This window comes from Salmonella sp. 2020_1459, assembly GCF_043847915.1.
Lineage (GTDB): Bacteria > Pseudomonadota > Gammaproteobacteria > Enterobacterales > Enterobacteriaceae > Salmonella > Salmonella enterica.
Map to the genome: position 1 here is coordinate 92883 of NZ_JBCMFA010000006.1, position 16297 is coordinate 109179.

The 16297-nt window shown below is 53.4% G+C and carries 15 protein-coding genes; 4 read left to right on the forward strand and 11 right to left on the reverse strand.

The window, feature by feature from the left end:
* Positions 1 to 62: 62 nt before the first annotated feature.
* Genes ACH0VJ_RS16005 through ACH0VJ_RS16020 form a run of 4 tightly spaced genes read left to right on the forward strand, consistent with a single transcriptional unit; the run spans position 63 to position 4376 of the window.
* On the forward strand, positions 63 to 770 hold the full coding sequence (locus ACH0VJ_RS16005) for a DUF1266 domain-containing protein (protein WP_001531467.1): 708 nt from the start codon (positions 63 to 65) through the stop codon (positions 768 to 770).
* Positions 767 to 2200, forward strand: coding sequence for a J domain-containing protein (locus ACH0VJ_RS16010; RefSeq protein WP_000845209.1), 1434 nt, complete (start codon positions 767 to 769; stop codon positions 2198 to 2200). The genes ACH0VJ_RS16005 and ACH0VJ_RS16010 overlap by 4 nt, the downstream gene beginning before the upstream one ends.
* Positions 2201 to 2211: 11 nt before the next feature.
* The gene (locus ACH0VJ_RS16015) at positions 2212 to 2907 is read left to right on the forward strand and encodes a DUF1266 domain-containing protein (RefSeq protein WP_000356624.1); all 696 of its coding nucleotides are present in this window, start codon (positions 2212 to 2214) and stop codon (positions 2905 to 2907) included.
* Positions 2904 to 4376, forward strand: coding sequence for a J domain-containing protein (locus tag ACH0VJ_RS16020; RefSeq protein WP_001017755.1), 1473 nt, complete (start codon positions 2904 to 2906; stop codon positions 4374 to 4376). The genes ACH0VJ_RS16015 and ACH0VJ_RS16020 overlap by 4 nt, the downstream gene beginning before the upstream one ends.
* Before the next feature lie 21 nt (positions 4377 to 4397).
* On the opposite strand, the gene ACH0VJ_RS16025 is transcribed toward ACH0VJ_RS16020, so the two are convergent.
* The 11 genes from ACH0VJ_RS16025 to ACH0VJ_RS16075 all read right to left on the reverse strand — a co-directional run bounded on the left by ACH0VJ_RS16025 (position 4398) and on the right by ACH0VJ_RS16075 (position 16147).
* Positions 4398 to 6077 (reverse strand): molecular chaperone HscC, encoded by a 1680-nt coding sequence (locus ACH0VJ_RS16025; RefSeq protein ID WP_000368025.1) that lies wholly within the window; start codon positions 6075 to 6077, stop codon positions 4398 to 4400.
* Positions 6078 to 6152: 75 nt separating this feature from the next.
* Complete coding sequence (locus ACH0VJ_RS16030; protein ID WP_000498894.1) at positions 6153 to 7391, reverse strand: hypothetical protein; 1239 nt, start codon at positions 7389 to 7391, stop codon at positions 6153 to 6155.
* Positions 7392 to 7422: 31 nt separating this feature from the next.
* Positions 7423 to 8358 (reverse strand): pyrimidine-specific ribonucleoside hydrolase RihA, encoded by a 936-nt coding sequence (gene rihA, locus ACH0VJ_RS16035; RefSeq protein ID WP_001207422.1) that lies wholly within the window; start codon positions 8356 to 8358, stop codon positions 7423 to 7425.
* 116 nt (positions 8359 to 8474) lie between these two features.
* On the reverse strand, positions 8475 to 9200 hold the full coding sequence (gltL, locus tag ACH0VJ_RS16040; RefSeq protein WP_000631369.1) for a glutamate/aspartate ABC transporter ATP-binding protein GltL: 726 nt from the start codon (positions 9198 to 9200) through the stop codon (positions 8475 to 8477).
* Positions 9200 to 9874, reverse strand: a complete 675-nt coding sequence (gene gltK, locus ACH0VJ_RS16045) for a glutamate/aspartate ABC transporter permease GltK (RefSeq protein ID WP_000272794.1) — start codon at positions 9872 to 9874, stop codon at positions 9200 to 9202. Before gltK ends, gltL begins: the two co-directional genes overlap by 1 nt.
* A complete protein-coding gene (gene gltJ, locus ACH0VJ_RS16050) occupies positions 9874 to 10614 on the reverse strand; it encodes a glutamate/aspartate ABC transporter permease GltJ (protein WP_000020930.1) in 741 nt (246 codons plus the stop codon). Before gltJ ends, gltK begins: the two co-directional genes overlap by 1 nt.
* 159 nt (positions 10615 to 10773) lie before the next feature.
* On the reverse strand, positions 10774 to 11682 hold the full coding sequence (locus ACH0VJ_RS16055) for an amino acid ABC transporter substrate-binding protein (RefSeq protein WP_001518176.1): 909 nt from the start codon (positions 11680 to 11682) through the stop codon (positions 10774 to 10776).
* Positions 11683 to 12036: 354 nt separating this feature from the next.
* On the reverse strand, positions 12037 to 13575 hold the full coding sequence (lnt, locus tag ACH0VJ_RS16060; RefSeq protein WP_001623116.1) for an apolipoprotein N-acyltransferase: 1539 nt from the start codon (positions 13573 to 13575) through the stop codon (positions 12037 to 12039).
* Between the two features lie 19 nt (positions 13576 to 13594).
* Entirely contained in the window at positions 13595 to 14473 is an 879-nt protein-coding gene (gene corC / locus ACH0VJ_RS16065) for a CNNM family magnesium/cobalt transport protein CorC (RefSeq protein ID WP_001278615.1), read from the reverse strand.
* Between the two features lie 157 nt (positions 14474 to 14630).
* On the reverse strand, positions 14631 to 15104 hold the full coding sequence (gene ybeY, locus ACH0VJ_RS16070; RefSeq protein WP_000084477.1) for an rRNA maturation RNase YbeY: 474 nt from the start codon (positions 15102 to 15104) through the stop codon (positions 14631 to 14633).
* Positions 15101 to 16147 (reverse strand): PhoH family protein, encoded by a 1047-nt coding sequence (locus tag ACH0VJ_RS16075; protein WP_001018045.1) that lies wholly within the window; start codon positions 16145 to 16147, stop codon positions 15101 to 15103. Before ACH0VJ_RS16075 ends, ybeY begins: the two co-directional genes overlap by 4 nt.
* Between the last annotated feature and the right edge of the window lie 150 nt (positions 16148 to 16297).

Genomic DNA, 16297 nt, shown 5'->3' on the forward strand with positions numbered 1-16297 from the left:
ACTCTATTTTAGTTTTCAATTGCGTTTTTATTTGTGGTGTGAATATATTTTGGCGATTTATTATGGATAAAGAATCACAATATTTACTCTTTGCACTTTCCTCGCCGATGGAAGTATTGAACGAGGACTGTTTACCTTCACATTCGTCACCGAAAATGTATATAGGGATAAAACGTTTCGATCTTGAATCGTCGTGGGGTATTGAAAATCGTGATGAACTGCTTCAGACCATTTCCCGCATGACGGATGACGGTCATGCCACGCAACTGGAATGGCTATATCGCCGCTGGTTTAGGTATGCGCCGCAGGAGTGGCAGGAGTATACCGACGCGCTGGACGAGGGAGATCGCATTTATGCCCGATTCGTCGCCGATACCGCCGTGTGTTGCGGCGAAGGTGGTATTCGCAGTTGGGATTATGTGCGGATGGGATTTCTCTGCCGCATGGGCGTGCTCAATGAATGGCTGACGGAAGAGGAGAGCCTGTGGCTGCAGTCGCGGATACAGCTTCGCGCGCTCAGCTATTATTCCGGCTGGTTGCCGTATTTCAGCGCTTATTACACCGGGCGTTTGTACTGGCAGTTACGGAATGGCGATAACCTACCGTTACTACGCGAGACATTCGCCCGTAAGGAGTTTGACGACGCGGGGCGACGTATGATGAATAAGCTGATCGCAGGGAAGGACAGTTTTTACGCCACGCTGCCGTGGCGCTACTTGCCCCATTACCCTGAATGCCCGGACACGCTTCAGGAGGTGAGCGATCTATGAAAACCTGTTGGCAAGTCCTTGGCATTGAGGCCACCACGGATACCGACGCCATTCGTCAGGCTTATCTGGCGCTGCTGCCGTCATTTCACCCGGAAACCGATCCGCAGGGTTTTAAGCAATTGCGAGAAGCTTATGAATACGCATTGCGGTTTACGAAATCTCCCGCCATAACGATGGTTGAAGAGGATCCCGATACCCCGTGGGTGAATTATCTCAGGGAGATATTCGGTGATTTGCTGGCGGATGGCGAACGGCGCTTTCAGCCGCAGGCATGGCAGGAGTTTATCCAACAGATCAATAAATTATCGATTTCACAGGTCGAAAAATCGCGCTGGTGGCTGTGCGCTATCGCGATGAAGACCTTTCCTATTTCGTACTCGTGTCTGAAACTGCTGTCAGATCGCCTGGCCTGGGAACAGGGGAGTGATAATCGAGATGTCGATGCCGAGGAGGTGGAGGATCTTTTGTTTGAAATCCGCCGTGGCGACCTGTTTGATTATTCGCTATTGCTGCATTTGCCAGTGGCGGTACAAAACCAGACCATTGCTTTTTATGATGCCCTGGACAACACCTTTTTCGAGCATCCTCTCTATTTCGCCCAACTTATGGCGCAGCACGGCGCCTGGATTATCCCGGACAATCTACGCTTTCAACGACGTCTGTTACGCTGGTTCAGCACCTTGCATCTTGGCATTGCGGAGCTGCTGCCTGTCGCCCTGGCATGGCAGAAAGCCGAACCCGATAACGCAACGCCGGGTTATTACTACTTAGCCCAGCGCGTATTTTGCGGTGAAGGCGATAGCCTGCTGCCAGAACTTTACGCGCAGTGGTGGGCGCATCCTTCTACCCAGCTTGACGATCTGTTGCTGCGCTGGTGCCGTCAGCATCGACCGGACTTTTTCCCGCTGCTGGTGATGGCGGTTGAGGGGCGTGAGCAGGTGGATATTAACGCTGAACAGCTGCTGTATATTCCCGGCTCAAGCGCGCGTACCTGCTTGCTGTGGGCCGAGGCGCTGCACAGCGGCGCATTATCGCCGCTAAGCAAAAGTTTTATTGCGCGGCGTTTGAATTATGGCGCGCCAGCGGTGAGTGAGGCGCATAGCCAGCATCCATACTGGCTGTTGTATCAGGTGGCGGATAGCCTGGCGTGCGCCGAGGAGCCGTCAGCGGCATTGTTACAGAGTCTGGTAACGAAGCTTGATGCGCCGGATATCTGCCCGTTGGAAGCGCTGGTTATTCGCGGGTTGCTGGGGCGGGCTGCGGCTGTCGCCACACCGTGTGAAGCTGTAGTCGCAGATGAAGAACCGGTGACGACGGTGACTTCGCCGAGTACGGAGGAATCTGGCGGCGGCTTTGGCCTCTGGCAGGTGATTAAAATCATTTTATTTATTGGCGTTGTCGGCCATGTATTACGCCAGTTTATGCATTAGGGATATCGAATATGGACAAGGAAGAACAATATTTACTTTTTGCGCTCTCCACGCCGATGGAGGTGCTATATATCGGCAATGAGCCTTCGCATACCTCTCCAGCAATGTATACCGGAATTCCTGCTGTCGATCTCTCCGATTCATGGGGGATTGATAACCGTGAAGATCTTATTCAAACCATCTATCGGATGACGGACGATGGTCATGCGGCAGATTTGGCTCCCTTTTATATCCGCTGGTTTACGCTATCTCCTCGTCAATGGCGCGAATTTACCGCGCAGTTTGGCGAGCAGGGCCAGATTTATGCGCGATTTGTTGCCGAAACCGCACTATGCTGCGGGCGCGGAGGCATTAAAGCCTGGGACTATGTGCGTATGGGGTTTTTATGCCGGATGGGGGTGTTGAATCAATGGCTGACGGAAGAGGAAAGCCTGTGGCTGCAATCGCGTATCTATGCGCGGGCGTACTATTTTTACGACGGTTGGACGCAATATTTTGCCGCCTATTCGTTGGGTCGGCTGTACTGGCAGGCTAAAGGGGACACCATACAGGCATATTTCGCTCACCTAAAGTACGACGCTTCAGGCGCGCGGATGTTTAATGAACTGGCCTCTACGACAGAGAGTTATTATGCGCAGCTACCGTGGCGTCCGCTCAACGAACAACCGACATGCCCGGAAACGCTTAAAGGAGTGAGCGATTTATGAATATCTGTTGGGAAATCCTGGGCATTGAACCTACCACCGATCTGGAATGTATCCGTCAGGCTTATCTTGCCCTGTTGCCCTCATTCCACCCTGAGAGCGATCCGCAGGGTTTTAAGCGATTGCGCCAGGCCTATGAAGAAGCGCAGCACTGGGCCGCCTCGCCTGCGGAGGACGCAAAAACGGAAGAGGTGGGCGACGAACATGAAATACTGGTGGCGTTCAGGGAATTGCTGGCATCAGAGCGCGATCGCTTTCAGCCCTCGGCATGGCAGAAATTTATTCAGCAATTGAACCAGTGTTCAATGGATGAGATAGATAAGCTGCGCTGGCAGTTGTGCGACATCGCCATGAAAACGGAAACGATCTCGCTGTCTTGCCTGGCATTGTTGGCGCAGCGTCTGAACTGGCAGCCGCAGGAAGCAGACGATGATGCTGAGGGAGAAGAGCTGGAAGCATTTCTGGAGACCGTAAAGCGGGGCGATGCGTTTGATCTGCTAAGTCTGGCCAAATTGCCTCTTGTTGTTCAAGACCAAACTGACGCCTATTTTTTTAAGCTTGAGCGTATCTGGCGCTTTTATCCCGAACATTTTGCCGACGCTCTGCAGGTTCAGGGAGCCTGGATAATTCCCGATGATAAACAGCTGCATCGTAAACTATTACACTGGTTTAGCGCCGAGCAGTGGGGCATGGCCGAACTGGTCGATATTGCTCGTCGCTGGCAGGCCGCGGAGCCGGATAACGAAGATGCGCACTATTACCTGTGCAAACAGCGTTTGCTCTGCGGTGAAGGGGAAAGCTTGTTGGCCGATCTTTGCGATTTCTGGCAGCGTTACCCCTCCACGCAGGCGGACGACCTGTTGCTGGGCTGGTGCCGCCAGCACCGGCCTGATTTCTTCCCGCTGGCGGTGATGGCGGTCGAAGCGCGCTGTATGGCGGATGCCGAATATGTGCCCGGTGAAAGTGCGCGCACGCGTTTACTGTGGGCCGACATTTTGCACAGCGGTAGGTTATCACCGCTGGGGCGTTCATTTGTTGACTCCCTGTTTTATAAGCGAAAAGCGATGGCGTGGGCAAATTCACGGCTGAGTACCCAGGGGGAACCCGAAACGCCGCTGTTGGATCTGTACCGGACGGCGGAGCAGGTGGTGCTGGAAGCGTTTCCCAAAGAAAAGCCCTTTTTCCGCCTGCTGATCCGGCTGGAGGAGGGGCAAGCCTGTCCGCTGGAGGCGCTGATAACACAGGCATTGTCATCTAAAATCGCCATGAAGCCAGGCGATATTCGTGACAAAAAGGAGCTGGCGGAAGAGCTCAGGCTGGCGGCTGAGAAAGAAGAGAAAAAATTGTCTTCTGAAGCGAAAACCGAAGCACCCCGTCAGGCGGAATCTGGCGGGGTGATGAAAATCATGAAGATTGTCGGTTTGATCGCGTTGATTGTCTGCGCGTTAAATCGATTCTTCCATTTTTTCTGAACAGGGGCAGTGAAAGCGCCGTTACGGCGCTTTCGGCTCGTCAATACCCAGATATTCACAGGCGCGACGGCGCACGTCATCGACGCGCTGCATATCATTAGACAGCAGGGCCGCGTCGAAATCGGTAATAATCTCCCCCAGCATTTCGCGCTCATCGCCTAACGCGCGTGACCACTGCTCCTCTAACTGTGCTTTAAACGTCCGGTTAATCAGCATATCGCGGGGATAAATTTTCAGCGCCAGCAGCCGCTCGCGGCTGGCGTCGATTTGCTGCGTCGTCAGTGAGGTGGCATTGTGACTGATGATTCTGGATTCACTCTTGCCGTCTTCCAGCAGCACGTCAACTTCCAGCAGACCATTAATATCGTAGCTAAAACGAATATCAATGGCCTGAATGTGCCCGTTCGGCTTCAGCATGACGTCAAAAGAATCAATCAGGATATTATTTTTCACCTTGTGACTTTCGCCCTGGTATACCCTGACGCAAATAGAGTCCTGCTCAGGGTGCATGGTGGAGTACGTTTCCACTTTTGACACCGGAACGGTGGTATTGCGTTCAATGATGGGCGAGAAGATACCAGGCACGCCCTGTCGGTTGACTTCCACGCCCAGCGAGTAGGGGCAGATATCTGTGAGGATCACCTCTTCAACGTCTTCATGGCGCAGGCGACAGGCGGCCTGAGTTGCGGCGCCAAGCGCCACGATGGTGCTGGGATCGTAACTTTGATAGGGCAATTTACCGAATAAGCGCACCGCGATGCGTTGCACCAGCGGCATCTGTGACGCGCCGCCGACCAGCACCAGGCTGTCAATTTGCTCCGGTTTGAGTCGGGAGTCGCGCAGCGCCTGCTCAATGGGCGTGCGCAGCCGATTGAGCAACGGTAGCCACAGGGCTTCCAGCTCATCGTCATAAAACGTGCTTTCCAGCGCGCGCTCCTGATAAAGCCAGCTCATGCGCAGCGGGGAGCCGCTGGCGCATTTTGCGGCTTCAACACAGGCATACAGCGCAGCCAGATCGCTATCCGTCAGCGCTGATTTATCGAGGTTCCAGCGTTTCAGCACTTCATCAAGCAACAAATGCGTGAAATCTTCGCCGCCGAGGTAGTTATCGCCAGCGGAGGCGTGAACTTCGATAATCGGCGTAGCGTATTCCAGAACGGTCACATCAAAGGTTCCGCCCCCCAGATCGAAAACCAGCGAACGGCTGTTTTGCTGCGTATGCAGGCCATAAGCCATTGCCGCCGCCGTGGGTTCATTGATCAAGCGCACGGCGTTTAACCCCGCAAGCTCAGCGGCAAGGCGTGTATGCTTACGCTGCTCATCGCTGAAATAAGCCGGAACCGAGATCACGACGTCCTTGATTGGCTGCTGAAGGTAGTCTTCCGCATCTTCTTTCAGCGAGCGTAACACCAGCGAAGATAATTCCGGCGCATTAAACGACTCTTCACCCAAATGCCAGTGAGTATTACTGCCCATTGCGCGTTTAAATAAGGCAGCGGTTTTATCTGGATGAGATGTTTTACGAGCTGCGGCAGGTTTTCCCACCAGAATTTGTTTATTTTCATCCATACTAATTATGGATGGTGTTAAATATTCACCAAATTTATTAGGTATTAATTGTGCGGCTCCGTCTTGCCAGACGGCGATTAAACTATTAGTGGTGCCGAGATCGATACCAATCGCTAACGTTGCATTATCCATTGCGTTTAATTTATCGGGAAAGAGAGTTCATAGAATAAAGAACACCACCCTCTGGCGTGGTGATCTTTATCAATGTCATGCCTGGCGAAAGTATTCATCCATAATATTCGTTAATTCCGGGCGCTCGCCGTCATCATTGATGGCGAAATCGAGGAAAAAAGCATCGGCCTGTGGCGTGCGTTTCTGGGCCAGTAAACGAAACGCCAGCGGGTAGTGGCAAGCATAACCGGGTGCGCGAGTCAGAAAACGGATAAAATCAATCAACAAGGGAGAATGGGTATAAAACAGCGCGCGTAACAGTACGGCGGGAAATCCCTCTTCGGTGATCCCTTGCGCCATGATTTTGTTGAGGCCGGCCTCGCTCAGATCGCCTGCGGCAATAATATCTGCGCAGGCCGCAAGATCGGGATAATGCGTTGCGCAGTTAGCCAATGCGTTCGGCCAGTTGACGTGGGTATAACGTCCGTCATGGCGAGTAAAGTAATCCTCCCAAAGGGATGGCGGTAGTTTTTCGTACTGTATTTTCAGGGGGATGCGGCGCTGAAACTGGGCTTCTTCCAGGCGCTCGCCGTCATAAAATCGCAGGTATTGCTGCCGCGTCTCGTAGCATGTCATCGCCACCGGCTGGCTGATGACCCAGGTTTTCACGGGCCGGCCTTCCAGCGCGGCGGCGGTGGCTTTATGGTGACCATCAAGCAGGACGCAAAGCCAGCTGTCATTCATATGCCAGGCCAGCGCGTGGCTCTCTGGCTTATCGCGATAATACCCGGCGCGTTGTGGGTTAAATCGCGATGGGGGCTGGCCTGGCAGTAAAAAACAGGGTTCGCCGGACTGGTAGTGATAGTCCACGTCAGCAATCCACCGCCCTGTGGTCGCGGGATTCGGTTGTTTTTCGTTACCCACCGCCCAGAAAAAATGTCCGTTGCCATCTGTGGGATAAAGTTCGCGTTCTTCCAGCCGGTAATAGCCATCGGCAAAGAGCGAAAACAGCGGCGTCAGGGCGGTAAATGCTTCGTTCAACCCGACTCCTGGCTGATTCCACTCGGCAAGTGAGGATAAAAACTCCGCGGCGCCTTCATCATCATTGCTAAAACCGGCATAAACAAATTCTGCGCAGGTTGGGCACCAGGCTTCAGTGTAAAAACGAATCAGCGGCGAGCCATGCCAGGAAAGCGTATGAATACCGGCGTCAGAGTCGGGATCGTGGATAACGCTGGGACGAAGCAATGCTTTTCCGTTACGTACTGAAAACGTTATATGGGCTACATCGTGCTGTAGCATGCTGATTTCAGGTCTATTGTTACGCCAAAACATCGCTGTTCATCCCTGGATTCTACTTTGCGCTTTATGCGTAGTATTGCAGCCGTTCCGCCAGCAAATCGACAAATCCCTGGCGGTCTACATCGACCATCACCGTCGCATTCGGCTTATTCCCCGTCAGGAAATAATAATCCACCACCGTCATCCCCTGGGTGTATTTCCCCTGGGTTTCCACGCCAACCCAACGCTCAACGGTGGTGAAAATCTCGGGCTTGAGCAGCCAGGCGATGGTGCACGGGTCGTGCAGCGGTGCGCCGACAAATCCCCATTTTTCGTCTTTGTGGTACTCCATAAAGAAGTCCAGCAGTTCGGCGACGATGGTGGAAATCGGGTTGCCGATGGCGCGAAAGCGTTCGATATCGGCGGCGTGAATCTGTGCCTTATGAGTGACGTCCAGCCCGGCCATCACCACCGGAATGCCTGACTGGAAGACAATTTCTGCCGCTTCCGGGTCGACGTAAATATTAAATTCCGCAGCGGGCGTCCAGTTACCCAGCGCCATCGCGCCGCCCATGATCACAATGCGGGCGATTTTCGTATGCAGTTCCGGATGGCTATTCAGCAGCAGCGCCACGTTGGTCTGTGGGCCAGTGGAGACGATGGTGACCGGTTGTGCGCTCTCGCGCAGCGTTTTTGCCATCAGCTCAACGGCAGTGCCGCTTTGCGGGGCGAATGACGGTTCGGGCAGCGCCGGGCCGTCGAGGCCGCTTTCGCCGTGAACGTTATCGGCGATAATCAGTTCGCGCATGAGAGGTTTCACCGCGCCGCCCGCCACCGGAATATCCGGGCGTTTGAGCAGTGTCAGCATCCGCAGCACGTTGCGCAGGGTCTTCTCCGGCGTCTGGTTGCCGGCGGAAGAGGTGATCGCTTTCACTTCCAGTTCAGGGGAGGCGAGGGCGAGAACGAGGGCGATCGCGTCATCATGACCCGGATCGCAATCAATAATAATGGGCAGTGCCATTGTGGCTCCTTGTAAGCGGTACTTTGTGACAAGGTTAACGCCCGGCTGGATACGTTTCGAGAAGCGAAGCGGTAAAGCGTGAGATAGCGCGCACTCTGACATGCGCGCCGGGAAGATTAGTGCAGGATTTTCGCAAGGAAGTCTTTTGCGCGATCGGAACTGGGGTTAGCGAAGAACTCCTCTTTTGGCGAATCTTCGACGATTTTACCTTCATCCATAAAGATCACCCGGTTAGCCACTTTACGGGCAAAGCCCATTTCGTGCGTCACCACCATCATGGTCATCCCTTCGTTCGCCAGTTCGACCATCACGTCCAGCACCTCGTTGATCATTTCCGGATCGAGCGCGGAAGTCGGTTCATCGAATAACATGGCAATGGGGTCCATACATAGCGCGCGGGCGATCGCCACGCGCTGCTGCTGGCCGCCGGAAAGCTGCGCCGGGAACTTGTTGGCATGTGCAGACAGGCCAACGCGCTCCAACAGCTTCAGGCCTTTATCGCGGGCGGCGGCCTTATCGCGTTTCAGCACTTTCACCTGCGCCAGCGTCAGGTTTTCGATGATCGACAGGTGGGGAAACAGCTCGAAGTGTTGGAATACCATGCCCACGCGGGAACGCAGTTTCGCCAGATCGGTTTTTTTGTCGTTCACAATAATGCCGTTAACGGTAATTTCGCCTTTTTGCACCGGCTCCAGACCATTGACGGTCTTAATCAGCGTGGATTTACCGGAACCCGATGGCCCGCAGACTACCACCACCTCACCTTTTTTCACTTCTGTTGAACAATCGGTCAGCACCTGAAAGTGACCATACCATTTTGAAACATTTTTCAGGGTAATCATTAAACTGTCCTTTTCTTCAAATAGCTGACCAGCAACGACGCGCTCAGGCTGATAACAAAATAAACGGCGCCGGCGAACAGAATCATTTCGACCTGAGTACCGTCACGCTCGCCGATAGTCGACGCGGTGCGGAAGAAGTCCGCCAGGCTGAGTACATAAACTAAAGAGGTGTCCTGAAATAGCACGATGCCCTGCGTAAGCAACAGCGGCACCATCGCCCGAAACGCCTGCGGCAGAATAATGAGCTTCATCGACTGCCAGTGGGTCATCCCCAGCGCCAGCGCGGCGCTGGACTGCCCGCGGGAAATACTTTGAATACCGGCGCGAATAATCTCGGAATAGTAGGCCGCTTCAAACATGGAGAATGCCACCATCGCGGAGATCAGGCGGATATCGGTTTTCGGCGATAGTCCCAGCACGTTTTGCAGAAAGCCGGGTACAATCAGATAGAACCACAGCAAGACCATCACCAACGGGATGGAACGGAAAACGTTAACATACGCTTTAGCAAACCAGGCGATAGGGGCAAAGCTTGAGAGGCGCATGACGGCCAGAATGGTTCCCCAGACTATCCCCACGATAACGGCGGTGACGGTGATCTTCAGCGTGATGACCAACCCGGCCAGTAGGTAAGGCAGTGAGGGGATAATCGAACTCCAGTCAAATTCGTACATTATTTGCTCCCCACGTTGCCCGGCAGGCGGACTTTGCGTTCAACCAGGCTCATGACCAGCATGATAACGGCGTTAATCAGCACATAGGCCAGCGTAATGGCGGTGAAGGATTCCCAGGCGTGCGCCGAGTAATCCAACAGTTTGCCTGCCTGCGCCGCCATATCCACCAGGCCGATGGTTGAGGCAATAGCCGAGTTTTTCACCAGGTTCATCATCTCTGACGTCATTGGCGGTACGATAACGCGATAGGCATTCGGCAGCAGGACATAGCGATAAGCCTGCGGCAGCGTTAGCCCCATCGCCAACGCCGCGTTCTTCTGCCCGCGAGGCAGAGACTGAATCGCGGCGCGCACCTGTTCGCAAACGCGGGCGGCGGTAAACAGTCCCAGACAGATCATTGAGGAGAGGAAAAACTGAATATTGGGATCGAGTTCCGCCTTAAACCACATGCCAAGATCTTCCGGCAACAGTTCAGGCACCACCAGGTACCAGGTGAAGAATTGCACGATCAGCGGCACATTACGGAACAGTTCTACGTACAACGTGCCCAGTCCGGAGAGGAAACGGTTGGGAACGGTACGTAAAATGCCGAAAATAGATCCTACCAGGAAAGCGATAATCCAGGCGGTAATTGAAAGGGCGACGGTGACCTGAAAACCACTCCATAGCCAGCCGAGATAGGTGGTATTGCCGAAGGGGGCTTCCTGTAAAAAAATACCCCAGTTCCAGTCTATTGACATACATCTACTCCGAAAAAAAAGGGTAGCAGCGCTACCCTCGAAGATTGTTGCCCGGCGATTTGCGGCTTCAGGCCCGATGGGGAACGACCATCAGGCTTATAGTCTGTCCGTGCTGAGCGACAATCGAGAGGACAGGAGTCCCGTCCCATTTAGTTTTAGTTAGTTAAGCGCTTTATCATTCGGTGCTTTGAACAGGGCTTTCATCTCGTCAGACAACTCGAAATTCATGTTCAGGTTTTTCGGTGGGATCGGATTTTTAAACCACTTATCAAACCACTTTTCCGCTTCGCCGGAGGTTTGCGCCTGGGCGATGGTATCGTCCATCAGCTTTTTAAACTCAGGGTCGTTTTTACGCAGCATACAGCCGTAGGCTTCCTGGGACTGCGGTTTACCGACAATCTCCCAGTTATCCGGTTTCTTGGCTTTGGCGCGCTCGCCGGCCAGCAGCGCGTCATCCATCATAAAGGCGACGGCGCGACCGCTTTCCAGGGTGCGGAACGAGTCACCGTGGTCTTTCGCGCTAATAATACGCATCCCCATCTTTTGCTCTTCGTTAAGCTTATGCAGCAGAATTTCAGAGGTCGTCCCGGAGGTGACGACGACCGCTTTGCCTTTCAGATCCGGGAAATCTTTAATATCGCCGCCTTTTTTAGTCAGCAGTCGCGTCCCGACGACGAAAATCGTATCGGAGAAGGCGGCCTGTTTCTGGCGCTCAAGGTTGTTAGTCGTTGAACCACATTCAAAATCGAAGGTTCCGTTTTGCAACAGCGGAATACGGTTTTGCGAGGTGATCGGGATCAGCTTCACCTGCAGATCGGGCTTGTTAAGTTTCTTTTTTACCGCTTCCACAATGGCGTTGGAGTAGTCCTGGGAATAGCCGACCACTTTCTGCTGGTTGTCGTAATAAGAAAAGGGCACAGAAGATTCGCGATGCCCGACGACGATCACGCCATTTTTAGCGATCTTGTCCAGGGTGCTACCAGCGGCAGGCGCGCCATCTTCTGCGTGCGCAAGGCCCGCAGACAGTCCCATGACCAGCATTGCTGTGGTTAGCTTACGTAATTGCATATCCAACTCCTTTATCATCTGCGCCGTCGACGCATTGATAGCTATTGTGATGTTGTTATTGCCTGCAACTTGCGCGTGCAGTGTTATGTGTGTTTGTTAACATTTAGTGTGGCTTGTTGTAAATATTTTGCTGCGATATTGTTTATTTTTGCGAAGTGCGCCGCACCGTTCAGAGGCAAAAATCCTACATTGCACCGTTCAGGTGCTACCGATGATCGATTTTGGTGCGACCAGGTTGCACAAGCAGCCAGAACAGGTTTGCCATGTTTAACAAAGCAATAGACGTGCCAGAATGAGGGAAAAAGGAGGATTTTCAGGCCGGATAAATGAAGCGCTATCCGGCCTGGGGAGAGATTATTTCCGTCGTTGTCGCAGACTCATCACTACCGCGCCAAAAGCAAACAGCGCGGTCAGTACCCATAGCGGCCAGTTGCCGGTACGGGCATAGGGAGTTAAACCCGTGGTTGGCGTGACATTGGTGGTCAGTACCTGGCGTGTGAACTGAGGGATCATCGCCTGAATCTCGCCCTGAGGGCCAATCACCGCCGTAATACCGTTATTAGTACTGCGCAGCAACGGACGCGCCAGCTCCAGCGAACGCATCCGCGCCATCTGGAAATGTTGCCACGGGCCAATGGACTTACCAAACCAGGCGTCGTTAGAAATCGTCAGCAGATAGTCGGTGTCCGGGCGGAAGTTATCCCGCACCTGTTCGCCAAGAATAATTTCATAGCAGATTGCCGCCGTCAGCTTATAGTCGTGCGCATGTAACTGCGGCTGGATATAAGGGCCGCGGCTAAAGGAGGACATGGGCAGATCGAAGAACGGCGCCAGCGGACGCAGGATAGACTCCAGCGGAACGAACTCGCCAAAGGGCACAAGGTGATTTTTATTGTAGCGATTGGGCGAGTCATAACTGTATGGATTATCCTTGCCCAACGTAATAATCGTATTGTAGGTGTCGTATCGATTCTGTTTATTGAGACGCGCATCGACAATACCGGTGATCAGCGTGCTATTTTTTTCGCGTAACATCTCGTCCAGCGAACGAAGGAAAGGCTGCTGATTGATTTCGAGATCCGGAATCGCCGACTCAGGCCAGATAATAATCTGTGATTTGCCTAACTCTGGGCGAGTTTCGTTGAGATAAATTTTTAGCGTATTCAGTAGCTGGTTTTCGTCCCACTTCAGCGACTGCGGAATATCGCCCTGCACCAGCGATACCTGGGTCGCTTTGGTAGGTTCCAGCGTAAACCACTGGATATAACGTAGCGGAAAGGGCAAAGCAAACAGAATCACGGCGACAGCCAGCGGACGCCAGTTCCGCGTCGCCAGTGCCAGCGCTAACAGGCCGCTGACCATCATCAGCAGGAAGTTGATCGCTTCGACGCCCATTACCGGCGCCAGGCCTTTTAGCGGGCCGTCGACCTGACTATAGCCAAATTGCAGCCAGGGGAAGCCGGTCAGCACCCAGCCGCGTAAAAATTCGGTGATTTGCCATATTGCAGGCGCGGCGATAGCGACGCGCAGCCAGTTGGTTTTTGGCCACAGGCGCGACAAAATCCCGGCAAACAGTCCGGTATACAGCGAGAGATAAGCTGCAAGCAGCACCACCAGAAAAACGTTAACCGGGCCCGGCATGCCGCCAAACTGCGCGATACTGACATAAACCCAGTTAATCCCGCTACCGAAAAGTCCGAGTCCCCAGCAATAGCCGATGGCGGCAGACTGGAGCGGGCGGCGATTAAACGTTAAGGCCTGCAGCCCGATAAGCGACACTATCGCTGCGGGCCAGACGTCATACGGAGAGAAAGCCAGTGTTCCGCAGGCGCCGAATAATAACGCCAGCAGCAGGCGAATACGCTGGCGTTCAATTAACGAGGCAAATGCCATTTTTAGTCCACTATTGCTGTTATTCGTCCAGTTTTGGCTGGGGCGAGTCATCCGGGATCCTGACATGCACCTGAATAATACGACGACTATCGGCCATCGCCACTTTGAACTGGTAACCATCAATGTCAATGGTTTCGCCGCGGGCCGGTAAATGGCCGAACGCCTGCATCACCAGCCCGCCGATGGTATCGACCTCTTCATCGCTGAAGTGGGTGCCGAAAGCGTCATTGAAGTCTTCAATCGACGCCAGCGCGCGAATCGTCCAGGTATGGCGGCTAAGCTGACGGAAGTCGATATCGTCTTCTTCGTCATACTCATCTTCAATTTCACCGACAATCAGTTCGAGGATGTCTTCGATAGTCACAAGGCCGGAAACGCCGCCAAACTCATCGATAACGATGGCCATATGGTAGCGCTGGGAGCGGAATTCCTTGAGCATACGGTCAACCCGTTTGCTTTCCGGTACGACAACCGCGGTGCGTAACACTTTGTCCATGCTGAAGGCTTCGGCATCGCTGCGCATAAACGGCAGCAAATCTTTGGCCATCAGAATCCCTTCAATGTGATCTTTATCTTCGCTGATCACCGGAAAACGCGAGTGGGCGGACTCGATGATAACATCGAGACATTCGTCCAGCGTCTGGTTGCGTTTCAGGGTAATCATCTGGGAGCGCGGGATCATAATATCGCGAACGCGCTGGTCGGCGATGTCCATTACGCCTTCGAGCATATCGCGCGTATCTTCATCGATAAGCTCGTTCTGCCCGGAATCACGGATCAGCGCCAGCAACTCATCACGGTTTTTAGGTTCACCGTGGAAAAGCTGGCTGAGTAGCAGGGAAAAAAATCCCTTTTTACTGTTTACTGTGTCACTACTGTGTGAATTGTCGTCGCTCATGGCGTCGTATGGGTTCTCATGTTAGTTAATACAAAGCTCGTCATGCGTATACTCAGCTGTGACGGCATGTTTTGCCTGATGGCGCTACGCTTATCAGACCTACAAAAGGCATGAATGTAGGCCGGATAAGGCGCAAGCGCCGCCATCCGGCAAGCTACTATTCTGCAATCTTCTCGGCAATGTACGGATCCTCATAGCCCATAGCAAGCATAATCTCCGTTTCGAGAGACTCCATCTCTTCCGCTTCGTCATCGTCGATATGATCGTAACCCAGCAAATGCAGGCTACCGTGTACGACCATGTGCGCCCAGTGCGCCTCCAGCGGCTTGCTCTGTTCCTGCGCTTCCTGCTCCACGACCTGACGGCAAATAATCAGATCGCCCAGTAGCGGCATTTCAATGCCGGGGGGCGCTTCAAACGGGAAGGAGAGAACATTAGTGGGTTTATCTTTCCCGCGGTACGTCAAATTAAGGTCGTGGCTTTCGGCCTCATCCACCAGACGGATTGTGACTTCCGCCTCTTCCTGAAACTGCGGAATAACGCCGTCCAGCCAGCGTTGAAACTGAGCTTCATCCGGCAGGCCCGCGTGGTTTTCACAGGCCAACTGTAAATCGAGGATCACCTGGCTCATTTCTGTTCCTGCTCCTGGGCTTCACGCTTACGCTCTGCCGCCAACGCCGCTTTGCGTTTTTGTTCGGCCTCTTCCCAGGCTTCATAGGCGTTAACAATGCGGGCAACGACCGGATGGCGCACCACGTCTTCGCTGTGGAAGAAGTTGAAACTGATTTCATCGACTTCCGCCAGCACTTCAATGGCATGACGCAAGCCGGATTTGGTGTTGCGTGGCAGGTCAATCTGCGTCACGTCGCCGGTGATCACCGCTTTCGAGTTAAAGCCGATACGCGTCAGGAACATCTTCATTTGTTCGATAGTGGTGTTCTGGCTTTCATCCAGAATGATAAAGGCGTCGTTTAATGTGCGTCCGCGCATATAGGCCAGCGGCGCGACTTCAATCACATTGCGCTCAATCAGCTTCTCGACTTTTTCAAAGCCGAGCATTTCGAACAGCGCGTCATACAGCGGACGCAGGTACGGGTCCACCTTCTGACTTAAATCGCCTGGCAGAAAGCCGAGTTTTTCGCCCGCTTCCACCGCCGGACGGGTCAGTAGAATACGGCGAATCTCCTGGCGCTCCAGGGCGTCTACCGCAGCGGCGACCGCAAGATAAGTTTTACCGGTACCCGCCGGGCCGACGCCAAAGGTAATATCATGATCGAGAATATTGGCGATGTACTGCGCCTGGTTCGGGGTACGCGGTTTAATCACGCCGCGCTTGGTTTTGATATTAATAGCTTTGCCATAGTCAGGCACGCTTTCCGCGCTCTGTTCCAGCACCCGCGCTTCTTTGATCGCCAGATGAATTTGTTCCGGTTCGATATCCTGAGTCTGGCCGCGCATCGGTGCGGTATCGACATACAGACTTCGCAAAATATCTGTCGCCGCGGTCACGCAAATCGGACGACCGGTCAGTTTAAAGTGATTGTCACGGCGGTTGATTTCAATACCGAGACGACGTTCGAGCTGTTTAATATTGTCATCAAACGGCCCGCAAAGGCTCAACAGACGGGCGTTGTCTGCGGGCTCAAGGGTAATTTCGCGAGTGTCTATATTCAAACTGTTCCTCTTGTGTCTGTATCGCCGGACGCTGAACATTTACCGGCATCTAAGGAAATTATTCACGCCATAGGGAAAAGGCGCAAGCATTGCAATGAAGATGGGGATGAAGAGGGAAAATTGCAAGGCCCGTCGGGCGACAGGCCATGA